The following is a 15,515-nucleotide window of genomic DNA, read 5'->3' as shown; positions in this document are numbered from 1 at the left end:
GCACAGCGCCTAGGTTCAATTGCCCGATCAATTCACAGGACAGGCCATGATTGAAGACGATTATCTCTACAAAAAAGGCGGCGTTGCAGGATTTGGCGCACGACTCAAGGCCATTTTCGGGTCGGGCAAGTTCTGGGCGCGCAGCCTTGGTGTGATCGTTCTGGTTGCCGTGATCTATTATCCGGCTGGCATGGCGATTGTGCATCATATTGATGACAACCCTGACTTTTCTGGCAACTACCAGGGCGGCAGCCACGCGGTTAGCACTGCGGCGGGCCTGATTGATCGCGAGGTCAACCAGAACCGCTGGACGGCCAATGACCCGTTCTTCCTGCCAAGTGCCGCACTTGATAACATGCCGAACTTCCAGACCGGCATCGTCTATGCCCTGTCGCGCTTTGCCATCGAACTGTCCGATCAGATCGGCCGCACCCGCGGGTCAAGCCAGGTTGACCCGGACCTTGATGATGCTGCCGGTCTTTTGAAATTCCGTGGCGACAAATGGGTGTTTGATCCGGGTGTTTCGCTGCTGCCCGGCGTCACTTCCGAACAGCAATACCGTCAGGCCATCCGGTCGCTTGAAAGCTATAATGCGCGCCTGATGAATGGCGAGGCCGTCTTTGAACGCCGCGCCGACAACCTGCAGGAAACACTGAACCGCTTTGCCAATGATCTTGGCTCGGCTTCGGCACTGATTGATGACAAGGTCGAAAACCCGTCGATCTTTGATCGTACGGCCGATGATGTTTTCTATGCCACCAAGGGCCGTCTTTATGCCTATAGCCTGATCTTGCGTGATCTTGGCACCGATTTCGAACAGATCATCAATGAACGCCAGATCGCGTCGGTCTGGGCGGAAATGATCGGCTCGCTTCAGGCCGCCGCCGCCCTTGATCCGATGGTGGTCGTCAATGGGTCGGCCGATGGCATCGTCTTCCCGAACCATCTTGCCGGTCTTGGTTTTTATCTTCTGCGTGCGCGTACGCAGATGCGCGAAATCAGCAGTATTCTGCAACGCTGACGCCAAAGTGATCACAGATTGCGGCTCATGGAATACCTGAGTTGCGCACTGCGACTTGATCTTTTGTGTTTTTTACCCCATTTAGGGCCTAACCAAATGAAATAGAGATTGTTGAGCGGGCAGCATAAGCCCCGACAATCAGAGTGAGAGGACAAGCCGACAATGTTCATTCAGACAGAACCGACCCCGAATCCGGCGACACTCAAATTCCTCCCGGGTGAGGAAGTCATGGGCCGCCTTGGCACTGCGAACTTCGTCAAGGGTGACGAAGCCATCAAATCACCGCTTGCCCGCAAGCTTTTTGAAATTGATGGCATTGCTGGCGTTTTCCTCGGCGGTGATTTCATCACCATCACCAAGGATGACTCCAAGGACTGGCAGACCCTGAAACCGCAGATTCTTGGCGGGATCATGGAACATTACACCTCGGGCCAGCCGGTGCTTGACCAGGATTCCAATGCGGCTACCGGCACCAGCTCCGCGGCCGAGGGCGATGATGAACTGGTCAGCCAGATCAAGGAACTGCTTGATACCCGTGTGCGCCCGGCGGTTGCACAGGACGGCGGTGATATCGTCTTCCACCGTTTTGAAGACGGCGTGGTCTTCCTTGAAATGCACGGCGCATGCGCTGGTTGCCCAAGCAGCACCGCGACGCTGAAGATGGGCATCGAAAACATGCTGCGCTATTACGTGCCCGAAGTTCAGGCCGTCGAACCGGTCATGGCCGAATAAGACCGGTTCACCCCGATCTGGCCTGTCCGTCATGTCACCGCGCCAAATGGCAAAAGCCAGCCAGTGAACTGACCACGGGCAATTTTACGAGTCGTTAACAAATTCGAACGCCCGGCGCGAACATATGCCCGCGCCGGGCGTTAAAAATTTGCGCCCAACGAAAAGGTTTTCTTGGCGTTTTCAACTCTTGGGGATATTGCCCGTTGCGATCACTGGCTGCGGCAGGCATAGATAACCTCCACTTGGGATGGACAGTTTGACTGATCCAGGAGATTCAACAATGACTAGCGCAAAAACAAATAACTACAGGAATACTGCGCTTGCCTCGATTTTCGGGGCAGTATTTTTCCTGTATATTGGTATTTTCGCCGGAATTGATCTCTCGCCAACTCCGGAAGGTCTCGACACCGAGACGGCTGAAGTCACAGCAAAAGACACCAAAACCAAGAAAAAGAAACCGGTTTATCGCCGCGGCCCTGAAGTGGTCGCGCTTAACCAGTATTTCAAAAGCATCGATTACCATCTGCCCGAAGTGGGTGAAGTGCCGCGCGTCTATATCAAGCGCGTCCCGAAAGGTCTTGGCGAACTGGCATCGGTTGATGAACGCAAACAGCTGTTCCTGCGCATCATGCTGCCGCTGGCCATGCGGGTGAACGAAGAAATCACCGCACGCCGCGAACGTCTGATGGCCATTCAGGCCAAGGGTATTTCCGGCACCCCGGTCAGCGCGAAGGACCAGCAATGGGTTAATCAGCAGATGAAACGCTATCGCGTCACCGATGGCGGCATCACGGCCCTGCTTGAACGCATTGATGTGATCCCGACCTCGCTTATTCTTGCCCAGTCGGCCGAGGAAAGCGGTTGGGGAACGTCGCGCTTCGTGCGTCAGGGCAACGCCCTGTTTGGCCAGTGGGCCTGGGGCGATGACGAGGGCATCGTGCCAAAGGGCCGCGAAGAGGGCAAAACCCATGTCATCAAGGCATTCGGCAGCCTTATGGACAGTGTGCGGGCCTATGCGCGCAACATCAATTCCCATCCGGCCTATCAGTCACTGCGCGAACGCCGTGCAGCACTGCGCGCCGATGGCCAGATGATTACTGGCTGGGAACTGGCCGAAACCCTGACGAAATATTCCGAACGCGGGGCTGAATATGTCGACAGCCTGCACGCGATCATGAGCGTCAATGACCTCAACGAACTTGATGGCCTGACCTTCGCGGTTGGTGATGTGCCACCCCCGCCCAAGGTTCTGGCCTCAATCGAAGAATAACCGGAAACCATATCTATAAAAAAGGGACCCAAACCGGGTCCCTTTTTTGTGTCACGTTCCGGGATCGAAGCTATCGAAGCTTACGACCCGCCGCGATAAATCCAGCCATTCTCGGATTTCAGCAGGCGGATCTCGTCTTCGATCACCCGGCGGTCGCCAACAGTGTACTCGCCTTCCTTAAGGGTCAGCATCTTGGTCTTCACCAGATCAAGCGCATCGCGCACCGTATTGCCGACTTCATCCATCGACCCGGCTGCCTTGCCTTTTTCCGACACGTCATCGGCAAATTCCGCGACCGTGCGGTCAAAGACAAGTTCATAGCGAACCATGACAATCACTTCATTGTCTTCTTCGGAAATGCTGTTGGTCTTGGTCACGTTTTCCACATGGCCGACCTTGGCATAGGGATCGTCGCGAAACCGTTCGATGACGGCCGTGGTGATTTCGTCAGCGGCCGGCCCGCTGACCTGTTCATCTTCACAGGCCGCAAGCAGCGGGAAAAACATGATAACGGCAAAAAATCGGGTCAACGGGCCCATAAGCGGTTCCTGTTTTCTTGGTTTTGGTCTGAATTGCCAAGTTTTGCCCGGATGATGTGGCAAAAATCGGGTCAGATGTCACATGCAAACTTCAAAAGCCTCCATATGGGCATCGAGGTGTCAGGATATCACCTGCTTGCGCAAAATGCGCCGGACGAATTGATGGCCTGAGCGTGCCCATGGCCTCAATACAGGCCGGATTTGATATGCCAGGGTCAGCTCCCTATTGAGCGCAAACTGGTTTTTCAGTCCTTGAAGATCAGCACACCACCTTCCGAAGGTCCGGGCAAGAAACGTGATATTCGATCTGATCATTGCCATCGCAACCATTGGCGTTGCGATTGCCATCTTTGGGCAGGCTGTTGAATAACCCGCGGACGCCCGCCCGACAGACCCCGAATAGAGCGCGAATAGACCCAGAACAGAAAAAAGGCGGAGACTGAAAAACCAGCCCCGCCTTTTTGATGTGTTTTCCTGGCCGGATTAACCGTGCTCTGCCTCGTGGGCGGCAAGGGCAGCGAGGTTGACCAGATCGTTCACGGTCGCCCCCATCTGGGCGATCTGGGCCGGTTTTTCCATGCCGATCATCACCGGACCAACCACCGTGCCCCCGCCAAGCTTGTCAAGCAGCTTCGATGCCGTGGTTGCCGCGTGGAGTGCCGGCATGACCAGAACGTTGGCCGGGCCAGACAGGCGGCAGAACGGATAAAGCTTCAGTAGCTCGGTATCGAGCGCGACATCAACCGCCATGTCGCCATCGTACTCGAAATCAACATTGCTGTTTTCCAGAATGCCAACCGCTTCACGGATACGGTCGGTATCCTCGCTATACGGGTTGCCAAAGGTCGAGTGCGAAACCATCGCCACACGCGGCTCATGGCCCATCTGGCGGGCTTTCTCGGCAGCCTGAATGGCGATCTCTGCCAGTTCTTCGGCATTGGGCACGTTATGAACGCGGGTATCGGCGATGAACACCGTCCGGCCCTTGGCAATCGCAATCGACAGACCCATCGGGATTTCGCCCTCTTTGGCGTCAATCACGCTGGCGATATCCGCAAAGCTGCGATTGAAGTTCCGGGTCAGACCGGTGATCAGACCATCGGCATGGCCCTTGGCGACCATCACAGAGGCAAACACGTTACGCTTCTGGTTCACCATGCGCTGGCAATCACGCCACAAATACCCTTTGCGCTGCAGGCGTTCATACATGAACTCGGCATATTCGCTGTTATGGGCCGAAAGTGCCGCGTTATTGATCTCAACCCCGTCAAGGCTCTCGATGCCAAGCTTTTTGGCACTTTCAGCAATGCGGTCTTCACGCCCGATCAGGATCGGCGTGCCATAGCCCGAATTGCGATAGGCCACCGCCGCACGGATTACGGTTTCTTCCTCGCCCTCGGCGAACGCAATGCGTTTCGGGTGCGCACGGACATAGTCGGAAATCAGCTGCAAGTGTGCCGCGGTCGGATCAAGGCGACCACGCAGCTGGTTTTCATATTCTTCCATGTCAATGATCGGGCGACGCGCCACACCGCTATCCATGGCGGCCTGGGCCACGGCCTTGGGCACGGCCATGATCAGACGCGGGTCAAACGGTGCCGGGATGATATATTCCGGACCATATTGCAAACGACGCCCGGAATAGGCCGCGGCCACTTCATCAGGCACATCTTCACGGGCAAGGGATGCCACGGCCTGTGCGGCGGCAATCTTCATTTCCTCGTTGATCGTGGATGCCTGCACATCAAGCGCACCACGGAAGATATAGGGGAAGCCAAGCACGTTGTTGATCTGGTTCGGATAGTCCGAACGCCCGGTCGCGCAGATCGCGTCATTACGGATGGAGGCAACCTCTTCCGGGGAAATCTCCGGATCCGGGTTGGCCATGGCAAAGATGATCGGCTGTTTGGCCATGCTTTTGACCATGGCCGACGTCACCGCCCCCTTTACCGACAGGCCAAAGAACGCATCCGCACCAGCCATTGCATCTTCAAGCGAACGCGCATCGGTATCTGCCGCATGGGCCGATTTCCACTGGTTCATGCCGTCTTCACGGCCCTTGTAGATCACACCGCGCGAGTCACACATGATCACGTTGTCATGGGCGACACCCATGCTTTTGACCAGCTCGCAGCAGGCAATGGCGGCCGCACCGGCACCATTGATGACAAGCTTGATGTCTTCAAGCTTTCGCCCCGTCAGGTCACAGGCATTGATCAGGCCCGATGCCGCAATGATCGCGGTGCCATGCTGGTCATCATGGAACACCGGAATGTCCATAACCTCGCGCAGGCGCTGTTCGATGATGAAGCATTCCGGGGCCTTGATGTCTTCAAGGTTAATCCCGCCGAACGATGCGCCCAAAAAGCGCACGCAATTGACGAACTCGTCAACGTCTTCGGTCGAAACTTCAAGATCAAGCCCGTCCACATCGGCAAAGCGCTTGAACAGAACCGCCTTGCCTTCCATTACCGGCTTGGAGGCCAGCGCCCCCAGATTGCCAAGGCCAAGCACTGCCGTCCCGTTGGAGATGACCGCAACGATATTGCCCTTGGAGGTATAATCATAGGCAGTCGCCGGGTTCTTGGCGATTTCAAGACACGGCACCGCAACACCCGGCGAATAGGCCAGCGATAGGTCGCGCTGAGTGGTCAGCGGTTTGGATGCGGTGATTTCGATTTTGCCGGGGCGCCCGCTGGAATGGAACAGCAGCGCTTCACGGTCACGAACCTTGATTTCTGTATCTGACATTATGTTTTCACTGACGCTTGCGTGGTGAGATGGAAATCGACCTGATCGGTCTGTGTTGTTCTTGAGTGTAGATTTTCCTGATCGACAAATTTCCGGTGTGGGACCGTCATGTCGGACCGCCCAATAAATCAGGCTTCGGGTCGCGGGTCAAAGGCGACGTTAACGGCAACCGCAAAATTACGTAGCGTTTTCCGTATGTTGCGCCGCACCATCAACACCAGAACGCATCTGTTTAGCGACGATATTTTACCGGCCAAACAGATATGACCGATCACCCATCAAGGCATGGATTGGCAATAAGCCTTGGTTTTTCAGCAATGTAATCCGGTATCGCCAAATAACGGGATGCGGCGCATGATCTGTTGCACTGCGCAATCGCGGCCACGGCAATCGCAATAACGTGAATTTTCCATGATACGAAAAACGGGGGCACTGGCCCCCGCATTCCTGTTTCGGCATCTGTCAAAGTCGCGCAGAGCCGCCAGACTCTGTCGCCTGACAGTTCGTCAGCTTATTTCGGCATATGCATATGGATGTTGGTCGCCCCGTTCTTTTCAAGAATGGCGCGTGCCTTGTCCTCGGCACCGTCATGGTCCGGGTCGATCCGCACCCAAAGGATGACAGACCCGGCATCAACCGCGCGGGCGAAATCCTCGGTATGCGGGGTGGATGTCACTTCTTCGATAAATTCACGAAGTGCGACTGCGCCAACACCGGCCCCGACCGCGATCGCAGCCGCCGCGGTTGCCGCGCCACCAAACAATGCAATCGCACCGGACGCCACCAGCGGCACTTCATATTTGGCTTCACCCACAAGTGCTGTCAGCACATCGGACCAGGACCGACCATCCTTGCCAGCCACGTCGATGGATTCATGGGAGCTCAAAACCGACAGATCGGTGCGTTCAAACCCGGCATCGCGGAGCGCACGCAGAGCCGCATCGAAACCGTCCTTGGTATCAAACAGTCCGACCAGTTCCGGGGCCTGCGGGATGGTCTGTTCTTCTGCCATTTTGTACGCTCCTTGCTCACTGTTATTCTGTCGCGGGAAACGACAGTTGGTTGTTGGTCACGATCTTTATATATTCGCAGAAATTCAGGCGTTGCAATGGCATAGATCAAGTTTTATCACCCCGCCAGTTTCCTGCTCTCGTCTTTGCCTTCAGGGTTTGCTATCAAGTCATTATGAACCAGATCGCCGATACTTCCGATACCACACCTACCGCACCTTCTTTCTCCAAGGAAGGCGCGACGCCGATGATGATGCAGTTCCTTGAAATCAAGGAACAGTATCAGGACTGCCTGCTGTTCTATCGGATGGGCGATTTCTACGAGCTGTTCTTTGACGATGCGGTCAAGGCCGCCGAAGCCCTTGATATTGCCCTGACAAAACGCGGCAAGCATCAAGGTAACGAAATTCCCATGGCCGGTGTTCCCGTCCATAGTCACGAAACCTATCTGCAGCGCCTGATCCGCAAGGGCTTCCGGGTGGCCGTCTGTGAACAGATGGAAGACCCGGCCGAAGCCAAGAAACGCGGTGCCAAATCCGTGGTCAAACGCGGTGTCGTGCGCCTGATCACGCCGGGCACCCTTACCGAAGACAGTCTGCTTGATGCACGGCGCCACAATTATCTGGCCGCCGTATCAGAAGTCCGCGGCAAGATCGGGCTGGCGTGGCTTGATATGTCGACCGGTGATTTCTTTGTGCAGCCATCCGATATGGCGGGCCTCGGTGCCGCCCTTGCCCGCCTTGATCCGGGTGAGATCCTGTTTTCGGAAAAGATGCTGAACCGGTCTGAAATGTTCGACATCTACGCCGAATATAAAAACATCATCACCCCGCAGCCAACCGCGCGCTTTGATGCGGAAAACGCCCAGCTCAGGCTTAAAAAGCTGTATGAGGTCGAGGCCCTTGATGCCTTTGGCGGTTTTGAGGTCGCCGAGCTTTCAGCCGCTGGCGCGCTGATTGATTATGTCGAACTGACCCAAAAGGGCCAGATGCCCCGCCTTGCCCCACCAACCCGCGTGGCAGAGGGGGCGGCGATGGAAATCGACGCCGCCACCCGTCGATCCCTTGAACTGATCCAGACCCAGTCGGGCGAACGCAAGGGATCGTTGCTGTCGGTCATTGACCGTACCCGTACCGGTGCCGGGGCACGTTTGCTGGCCGCCCGCCTGTCCGCCCCGCTGACCAACGCGGACGAGGTCAACAAGCGCCTTGATCTGGTGGAATATTTCCATGATCGCGATGGGTTGCGATCAGATCTGCGTGCCGCCCTTGGCGAATGCCCTGATATCGAACGCGCGTTGTCCCGCCTGTCGGTCGGGCGTGGTGGTCCGCGTGATCTGGCCGCGATGCGCGATGGCCTGTCTTGTGCCTTTGCGATTGGCAATCTTCTGAATAAACCCGATGGCGGCAATGACGGCCTGACCGCCCAGCCCGAAGCCCTTTCTGATCATTTGACCATGATGGGCCATCACGGCGATCTGATTGATCTGTTGCGCCGCGCGATTGCCGAAAGCCTGCCGCTTCTGGCACGCGATGGTGGCTTCATTGCTGGCGGCTATCACCCGCCACTTGATGAGCTGCGCATGCTTTCAAGCGAAAGCAAAAAGCTGATCGCCAATCTCCAGGCCCGCTATACCGAACAGACCGGCATTTCCAACCTCAAGGTCAAGCACAACAACGTTCTGGGCTATTTCATCGAAGTATCGGCCAAGACCGCCGACAAGATGATGGAAGTCGATGAGTTCATCCACCGCCAGACCATGGCCAATGCGGTACGCTTTACCACCGTCGAACTCTCGGAACTTGAAAGCAAGGTTTCCAAGGCAGGCGATCAGGCGCTTGCCCTTGAACTTGAACTGTTTGACGAACTGGTCGCCGCCGTTCTTGCCAAGGCCGATGACATTGCCAAATGCGCCCAGGCTCTGGCCGGGCTTGACGTATCGGCTGCTTTGGCCGAACTCGCCCGCGATCAGGGTTGTATTCGCCCCAACATTGATGACAGCCTTGCCTTTGACATCACCGCTGGCCGCCATCCGGTGGTCGAGGCCGCCTTGCGCGAAAATGGCGACGCACCCTTTGTCGCCAATGACTGCCGCCTTGAAGATGAACAGAGCCTGTGGCTGATCACCGGTCCGAACATGGCCGGTAAATCGACCTTCCTGCGTCAGAATGCATTGATTGCGGTTCTGGCCCAGATCGGCGCGTTTGTTCCGGCGGCAAAGGCCCATATCGGGGTGATAGACCGGCTGTTTTCACGTGTTGGCGCGGCCGATGATCTGGCACGCGGGCGATCCACCTTCATGGTCGAAATGGTTGAAACCGCATCGATCCTTAATCAGGCAACCGATCGTTCGCTGGTTATCCTTGATGAAATCGGGCGTGGTACCGCGACCTTTGATGGCCTGTCGATTGCCTGGGCTGTGGTTGAAAACCTGCATGAAATCAATCAGTGTCGTGGTCTTTTCGCCACCCACTATCACGAACTGACCGCGTTGGCTGCCAAGCTCAAACACCTGTCGTGTCACACCATGCTGATCAAGGAATGGCAGGGCGAGGTCGTCTTCCTTCATGAAGTTGGCGCTGGCAGTGCCGATCGGTCTTACGGCATTCACGTCGCCCAGCTCGCCGGTCTGCCAAAACCCGTGATCAAGCGCGCCGAACAGGTTCTCAAGACCCTAGAAAAGGGCGAACAGGGGGGCGCTGTTTCCAAACTGGCAGATGACCTGCCACTGTTTGCGGTTGCGATCGAGCAAGCCGCCAAGGAAGAACGTGCAAACACGCCCGCACTGTCTGAGGGTCAAAAGGCAGTTCTTGATGCGGTTACCGATCTTGATCCCGATAACATGACCCCGCGCGAAGCGCTTGATGCGCTATATCGGCTTCGGGCGCTTAAAGGAAACTGATCCTCGTGACCTACAAGATCAAAAAGCAGCGCGAAATCATCGACCGCAAAAAGGTCTTTGCCGAGCTTGAGGCCATCGCCAACGATCCCGCACTCAAGAGTTTCAAGCGGCGCACCGCCGTTCTCAACAAGCTTAAATCGGTGCTGGAGGCCGGGCGATCGGTTATCCGCGCGCGTTTTGAAGAAAGCAATTCCGGGCAGGACACGGTCTTTTCCAACAGTTTCCTGATGGATCAGATCGTGCGTCTGATCCATGATTTTGCCACCACATTTGAATATCCCCTGCACAATCCGACCAATGAACAGCGCATGTCGGTGGTGGCCGTCGGCGGCTATGGCCGGGGCGATATGGCGCCGCATTCGGATGTCGATATCCTGTTTCTGTTCCCCTACAAACAGACCGCGCATGGTGAACAGGTTGTCGAATTCATTCTTTATATGCTGTGGGATCTGGGCCTTAAGGTCGGCCATGCGACGCGCTCGGTCGATGATTGCCTGCGCATGGGCAAACAGGACATCACCATTCGCACCAATCTGCTTGAAAGCCGCTTTGTCTGGGGGGATGAAGAAACCTACAAGCAGTTCCGAACCCGCTTCATCGAAGAGCTGGTCAAGGGCAGCGGCATCGAATTCATCGAAAAGAAGCTTGGCGAACGTGACGAACGCCATACACGGATGGGGGATTCACGCTATGTGGTTGAACCCAACGTCAAGGATGGCAAAGGCGGCTTGCGCGATCTCCATACCCTGTTCTGGATCGGCAAATACCTGTATCGGGTCAACTCCCCGATGGAGCTGGTCGAACTCAAGGTCCTGACCCGCAAGGAGGCGCGCGGCTTCCTGAAGGCACAGAACTTCCTTTGGGCCGTGCGTTGCTGGTTGCATTACCTGTCTGATCGCGAAGAAGACCGTCTGACCTTTGACATGCAGCGCGAAATTGCCGAACGGCTTGGCTATACCGATCATGCCGGGGCATCTGGCGTCGAACGCTTCATGAAGCACTATTATCTGATGGTGAAGCATGTCGGGAATCTGACGCGCATCTTCTGTGCCGCCCTTGAAGAAAGCCATCAGCGCCGCCCGCTGATCCGCTTTCCCGGCAAGCTGTTTGGCACCAAGGAAATTGACGGGTTTGAATTGCGCAATGACCGCCTGACGGTCGAAAGCCTTGATGTCTTCAAAAAGGACCCGATCAAGATCCTGCGCCTGTTTCTGGTCGCCCATCAAAACGGTGTGGGCATTCACCCCGAAACGCTCCGCTGGGTGACACAAAGCCTGAAATACGTTGATCACAAGCTGCAAAACGATCCCGACGCCAACGAGGTTTTCCTTGAAATCCTCACCCAGCGCGACAGCCCGGACGTTGCGCTTCGTAAAATGAACGAGGCCGGGGTTCTGGGGCGTTTTATCCCCGATTTCGGCCGTGTCGTTGCCCAGATGCAGTATGACATGTACCACACCTATACCGTGGACGAGCATACCATCCGCGCCATCGGCATCCTCAATCAGATTGAAAGTGGCGAACTTGCCGAAGACGCCCCCGTCGCGACCCGCATCATGGGTCAGGTGATTTCACGGCGCGTCCTTTATGTCGCCGTGCTCTTGCATGATATCGCCAAGGGACGCGGTGGTGACCATTCCGAACTGGGTGCCGAAGTCGCCGAAAAGCTGTGCCCGCGTCTGGGGCTGTCCCCGGCTGATACCGAGGCGGTCGCCTGGCTGGTCAAGGCGCATCTGTGGATGAGCCTGACGGCGTTCAAGCGTGATCTGAATGATCCCAGCACCATTCGCGCCTTTGCCGATCTGGTGCAATCCCAGGAACGCTTGCGCCTGTTGCTGTGCCTGACGGTGGCCGATATCCGTGCGGTCGGCCCCAATGTCTGGAATGGCTGGAAGGCGACCCTTCTGCGCGAACTTTACTACGCCACTGATGACATGCTCTCGGGGGGTCTGAATGCCGATAGCCGCGATTCGCGCGTTGCAAATGCACAAGCAGCGCTTCGCGATGCGCTGAAAGACTGGCCGGAACAGGATATCGAAGACTTCATCGAGCGCGGCTATCCGTCCTATTGGCTGAGTTTCGATACCGATATTCACGTTCATCACGCACACCTGACGCACAAGGCCCGTGAATCCGGGGCCGATATCACGGTCGATGTGCGAATCGATACCGAAATCGACGCCACCGAAATCACTGTGCATTGCACGGACCATCCCGGCCTGTTTTCCCAGATTGCAGGCGCAATGGCGCTGTGTGGCGCCAACGTGGTCGATGCAAAGATCCTCACCCTTGCCGATGGCATGGCACTTGATACCTTTTTCGTGCAGGACACCAATGGTGAGGCCTTTAACGACAGCACCAAACTTGATCGCCTGCGCGACACACTGGAAAAGGTCATTTCCGGGCAGATTCGCCCCAGTCAGGAAATCGAACGCCGCCAGACCAAGGACAACAAGCACCGCACGGCCGTGTTCAAGGTCGAGCCCAATGTCATTATCGACAACAAGGCCAGCCGCACCCATACGGTGATTGAAATCACCGCGCGCGACAGACTGGGACTGCTCTATGACATCACACGTGCGCTGCGCGATCTGTCCATGCAAATCGCCTCGGCCCGGATTTCCACCTTTGGCGAGCGCGCGGTTGACGTTTTCTATGTAAAGGATGTCTTCGGGCTCAAGATCGACAGCCGCACCAAGTTTGTCCAGGTCAAGGAAACCCTGACGCAGGCGATTCGCAACGACTGATCCCGGTCTTTCAGGATAAAAGATGCGCACAAACCGGATCGACCCAATACCCATGCGCTACCATCAGCAACGCCACGGTATGGGTCAGATCCGGCTGTCCCGACCAACTTGGCCGGTACGGTGCTCGAATTATGTTTTGGAAATTGCGACGGACGAGGAAGGGTAAAACCAAATCCGACAGCGTGACCTGTTATCCACGGTGTCGAAATCCTCGGAGTGCAGCAGGTTGAGGTGGATCCCTGTATTCCCCGCCCGTCCAATATCGAGGCTCGCGTCCCAACGAATCCTCAGCGAGATCGAATTTAGGTCCTCTGCAACGCTTTTTCTGTGACGGCTGTCACAGGGGATGCAAAAAAATCACCTGATTCAATCACTTTCACAAAAATGCGATATAAGCGCCGCCTGTAAGTGCCCGTCATTACGACTTCTTCACTTTCGGCTGTCAGATTTTCTCACATGTGCGGGACCGCCCGCAAAATTCGCCGCAATTGCCAGACACCTTGTCGGCCTTTTTAAAGACGCCCTGATTCGGAACGCCAACGCATGTCGCTTGTCCGCTCTATTGCCACCGTCAGTGGTTTTACCTTGCTGTCCCGTTTGCTGGGATTTTGCCGCGACATTCTGATCGCCGGGATGCTCGGTGCCGGGGGCATGGCCGATGCGTTCTTCGTGGCGTTCAAGTTCCCCAACCTGTTTCGCCGCCTGTTTGGCGAAGGCGCGTTTTCCGCAGCCTTCATCCCGCTTCTGGCTGGCGACATTGAAAAACGCGGTCTGGATATCGCCCGCGAATTTGCTGCGCGCGCCATGTCGATGCTGGTTCTGATCACCGGCTTTCTGGTCGCAATCATCGAAATCCTGATGCCCTGGGCGATGTATGTGTTTGCGCCGGGTTTTGCCGAAGACCCGGAAAAATTCGCGCTCGCCGTCGAACTGTCGCGCATCACCTTCCCGTATCTTGCGTTTATTTCCGCCGTTGCGCTGATGTCAGGCGTGATGAATACGCTCCATCGCTATGCTGCGGCCGCAGCCGCCCCGATCATTCTCAATATCTGCCTGATCGGTGCCTTGCTTGGCCTGACCCCGGTCACCGAAACACCGGCCCATGCCCTTGCTTGGGGGGTCGCGATTGCGGGCGTGGCACAATTCGTTGCCATGGTGATTGCCTGCAAGCGGGCCGGTTTTGCCATCAAATGGCAGCTGCCACGCGTTGATGACCGGATCAAGCTTCTGGGCAAACGCATGATCCCGGGCATGATCGGGGCAGGCGTTTATCAGATCAATCTTCTGATCGACACCATGCTGGCGTCCCTTGTATCTGATGGCGCAGTTTCGTGGCTGTATTACGCCGATCGCGTTCAGCAACTGCCGCTTGGCGTGATCGGCATTGCCATTGGCACCGCCCTTTTGCCGACGCTGTCGCGCCAATTGCAGGGCGATGATCCCAAAACCGCGATGTATAGCCAGAATCGCGGCATTGAAATCGCCCTCCTTCTGACCTTGCCTGCGGCGGTTGCCCTTGGTGTCATGGGCCTGCCGGTGATCAACGTCCTGTTTGAACGCGGCGCCTTTGGATCCGAGGAAACCCTTATGACCGGCATGGCGCTGACCGTTTTTGCCTTTGGCTTGCCGGCCTCGGTTCTGGTCAAGGTGCTGGCACCGGGCTTCTTTGCGCGCGAAGACACCAAAACACCGATCCGCATTGGCATTTCCTGCATGGTGCTCAACATCGTTCTGATCGTGGTTTTGATGCCATGGTTCGGCCATCTCGGTATTGCTGCGGCCACCTCTGTCTCGGTGTGGGTCAATGCTATGTCGCTTGGCTTCCTTTTGCGTCGGCGCGGTGACCTGACATTTGATGCCCGCCTTTTAAAACGTGTGCCGCGCATTCTTCTGGCTTCCGCCTTGATGGGGTCGGTACTTTGGTTTGCCATTGATGCCTTCTGGCAAAATGACGCGCTTTCGATCACGCGGATCATCACCATGGCGATCTGTGTTGGCGGGGGCATGGCTGTCTATGCGGTCAGCGCCCAACTGCTTGGCGCGACCAGCTTTTCCGAGTTGAAATCGACACTTAAGCGTGGAAAACCCGCCTGATCACAATTATTCGGCGCGTTTCCTGACAAGCAGCTTGACCAAATCGGGCCAGACCCTAAACTCGCGCGCTGTTTGCTTGCATGCTCGTCCGCCGGCGGGTGTCCAAAACCTGGCGGAGTATGCAGGCCCTGTTAAACATAAATTGAAATGGACGACGACGTTATGGAACGTGTGTTTTCGGGCGCTCAGCCCACCGGTAACCTTCACCTTGGCAACTATCTTGGCGCGATCCGCAACTGGGTCGAACTGCAGAAGAAATATGAATGCATCTTCTGCGTGGTCGATATGCATGCCATCACGGTCTGGCAAGACCCCAAGGAACTGCGTTCCAACATCCGCGAACTGGCGGCCAGCATGATTGCTTCGGGCATTGATCCGGAAAATCAGGTGCTGTTTAACCAAAGTCAGGTTTCCGCCCACGCCGAACTGGCCTGGATCTTTAACTGTGT

At 56.3% G+C, this 15,515-nt stretch carries 9 protein-coding genes and 1 pseudogene; 7 read left to right on the top strand and 3 right to left on the bottom strand.

The window, feature by feature from the left end:
• Positions 1–46: 46 nt before the first annotated feature.
• The 3 genes from B2R48_RS19670 (at position 47) to B2R48_RS19660 (ending at position 3,023) form a co-directional block, all read left to right on the top strand.
• Complete coding sequence (locus tag B2R48_RS19670; RefSeq protein WP_062957035.1) at positions 47–1,021, top strand: DUF2333 family protein; 975 nt, start codon at positions 47–49, stop codon at positions 1,019–1,021.
• Between the two features lie 162 nt (positions 1,022–1,183).
• Complete coding sequence (locus B2R48_RS19665; protein WP_062957036.1) at positions 1,184–1,753, top strand: NifU family protein; 570 nt, start codon at positions 1,184–1,186, stop codon at positions 1,751–1,753.
• 280 nt (positions 1,754–2,033) lie between these two features.
• Complete coding sequence (locus B2R48_RS19660; RefSeq protein WP_297003668.1) at positions 2,034–3,023, top strand: glucosaminidase domain-containing protein; 990 nt, start codon at positions 2,034–2,036, stop codon at positions 3,021–3,023.
• Positions 3,024–3,103: 80 nt separating this feature from the next.
• Here B2R48_RS19660 and B2R48_RS19655 read toward each other — a convergent pair whose 3' ends face one another.
• From B2R48_RS19655 to B2R48_RS19645, 3 genes are all read right to left on the bottom strand, one after another.
• Positions 3,104–3,562, bottom strand: a complete 459-nt coding sequence (locus B2R48_RS19655) for a hypothetical protein (RefSeq protein WP_297003667.1) — start codon at positions 3,560–3,562, stop codon at positions 3,104–3,106.
• Between the two features lie 483 nt (positions 3,563–4,045).
• On the bottom strand, positions 4,046–6,313 hold the full coding sequence (locus tag B2R48_RS19650; RefSeq protein WP_062957039.1) for an NADP-dependent malic enzyme: 2,268 nt from the start codon (positions 6,311–6,313) through the stop codon (positions 4,046–4,048).
• Between the two features lie 511 nt (positions 6,314–6,824).
• Positions 6,825–7,325, bottom strand: a complete 501-nt coding sequence (locus B2R48_RS19645; protein WP_062957040.1) for a hypothetical protein — start codon at positions 7,323–7,325, stop codon at positions 6,825–6,827.
• 173 nt (positions 7,326–7,498) lie between these two features.
• Between B2R48_RS19645 and mutS the strand changes: the two genes are divergently transcribed.
• The 4 genes and pseudogenes from mutS to B2R48_RS19625 form a co-directional block, all read left to right on the top strand.
• The gene (mutS, locus tag B2R48_RS19640; RefSeq protein WP_297003662.1) at positions 7,499–10,225 is read left to right on the top strand and encodes a DNA mismatch repair protein MutS; all 2,727 of its coding nucleotides are present in this window, start codon (positions 7,499–7,501) and stop codon (positions 10,223–10,225) included.
• A gap of 5 nt (positions 10,226–10,230) precedes the next feature.
• Entirely contained in the window at positions 10,231–12,972 is a 2,742-nt protein-coding gene (locus tag B2R48_RS19635; RefSeq protein ID WP_297003660.1) for a [protein-PII] uridylyltransferase, read from the top strand.
• A gap of 543 nt (positions 12,973–13,515) precedes the next feature.
• The gene (gene murJ / locus B2R48_RS19630) at positions 13,516–15,066 is read left to right on the top strand and encodes a murein biosynthesis integral membrane protein MurJ (RefSeq protein WP_297003658.1); all 1,551 of its coding nucleotides are present in this window, start codon (positions 13,516–13,518) and stop codon (positions 15,064–15,066) included.
• Positions 15,067–15,228: 162 nt separating this feature from the next.
• A pseudogene (locus tag B2R48_RS19625) lies at positions 15,229–15,515 on the top strand (tryptophan--tRNA ligase); the annotation flags it as partial.

The sequence above is a fragment of the Thalassospira sp. UBA848 genome, from assembly GCF_002295455.1.
Lineage (GTDB): Bacteria > Pseudomonadota > Alphaproteobacteria > Rhodospirillales > Thalassospiraceae > Thalassospira.
Note: the sequence above shows the minus strand (reverse complement) of the source record. Positions and strands in the feature narration are given on the sequence as shown.

What these genes read in the sequence shown, in the direction of transcription:
- B2R48_RS19650 (WP_062957039.1), bottom strand. Translation starts at nt 6,313, where the DNA reads ATGTCAGATACAGAAATCAAGGTTCGTGACCGTGAAGCGCTGCTGTTC.
- B2R48_RS19670 (WP_062957035.1), top strand. Translation starts at nt 47, where the DNA reads ATGATTGAAGACGATTATCTCTACAAAAAAGGCGGCGTTGCAGGATTT.
- B2R48_RS19655 (WP_297003667.1), bottom strand. Translation starts at nt 3,562, where the DNA reads ATGGGCCCGTTGACCCGATTTTTTGCCGTTATCATGTTTTTCCCGCTG.
- B2R48_RS19660 (WP_297003668.1), top strand. Translation starts at nt 2,034, where the DNA reads ATGACTAGCGCAAAAACAAATAACTACAGGAATACTGCGCTTGCCTCG.
- murJ (WP_297003658.1), top strand. Translation starts at nt 13,516, where the DNA reads ATGTCGCTTGTCCGCTCTATTGCCACCGTCAGTGGTTTTACCTTGCTG.
- B2R48_RS19665 (WP_062957036.1), top strand. Translation starts at nt 1,184, where the DNA reads ATGTTCATTCAGACAGAACCGACCCCGAATCCGGCGACACTCAAATTC.
- B2R48_RS19645 (WP_062957040.1), bottom strand. Translation starts at nt 7,325, where the DNA reads ATGGCAGAAGAACAGACCATCCCGCAGGCCCCGGAACTGGTCGGACTG.
- mutS (WP_297003662.1), top strand. Translation starts at nt 7,499, where the DNA reads ATGAACCAGATCGCCGATACTTCCGATACCACACCTACCGCACCTTCT.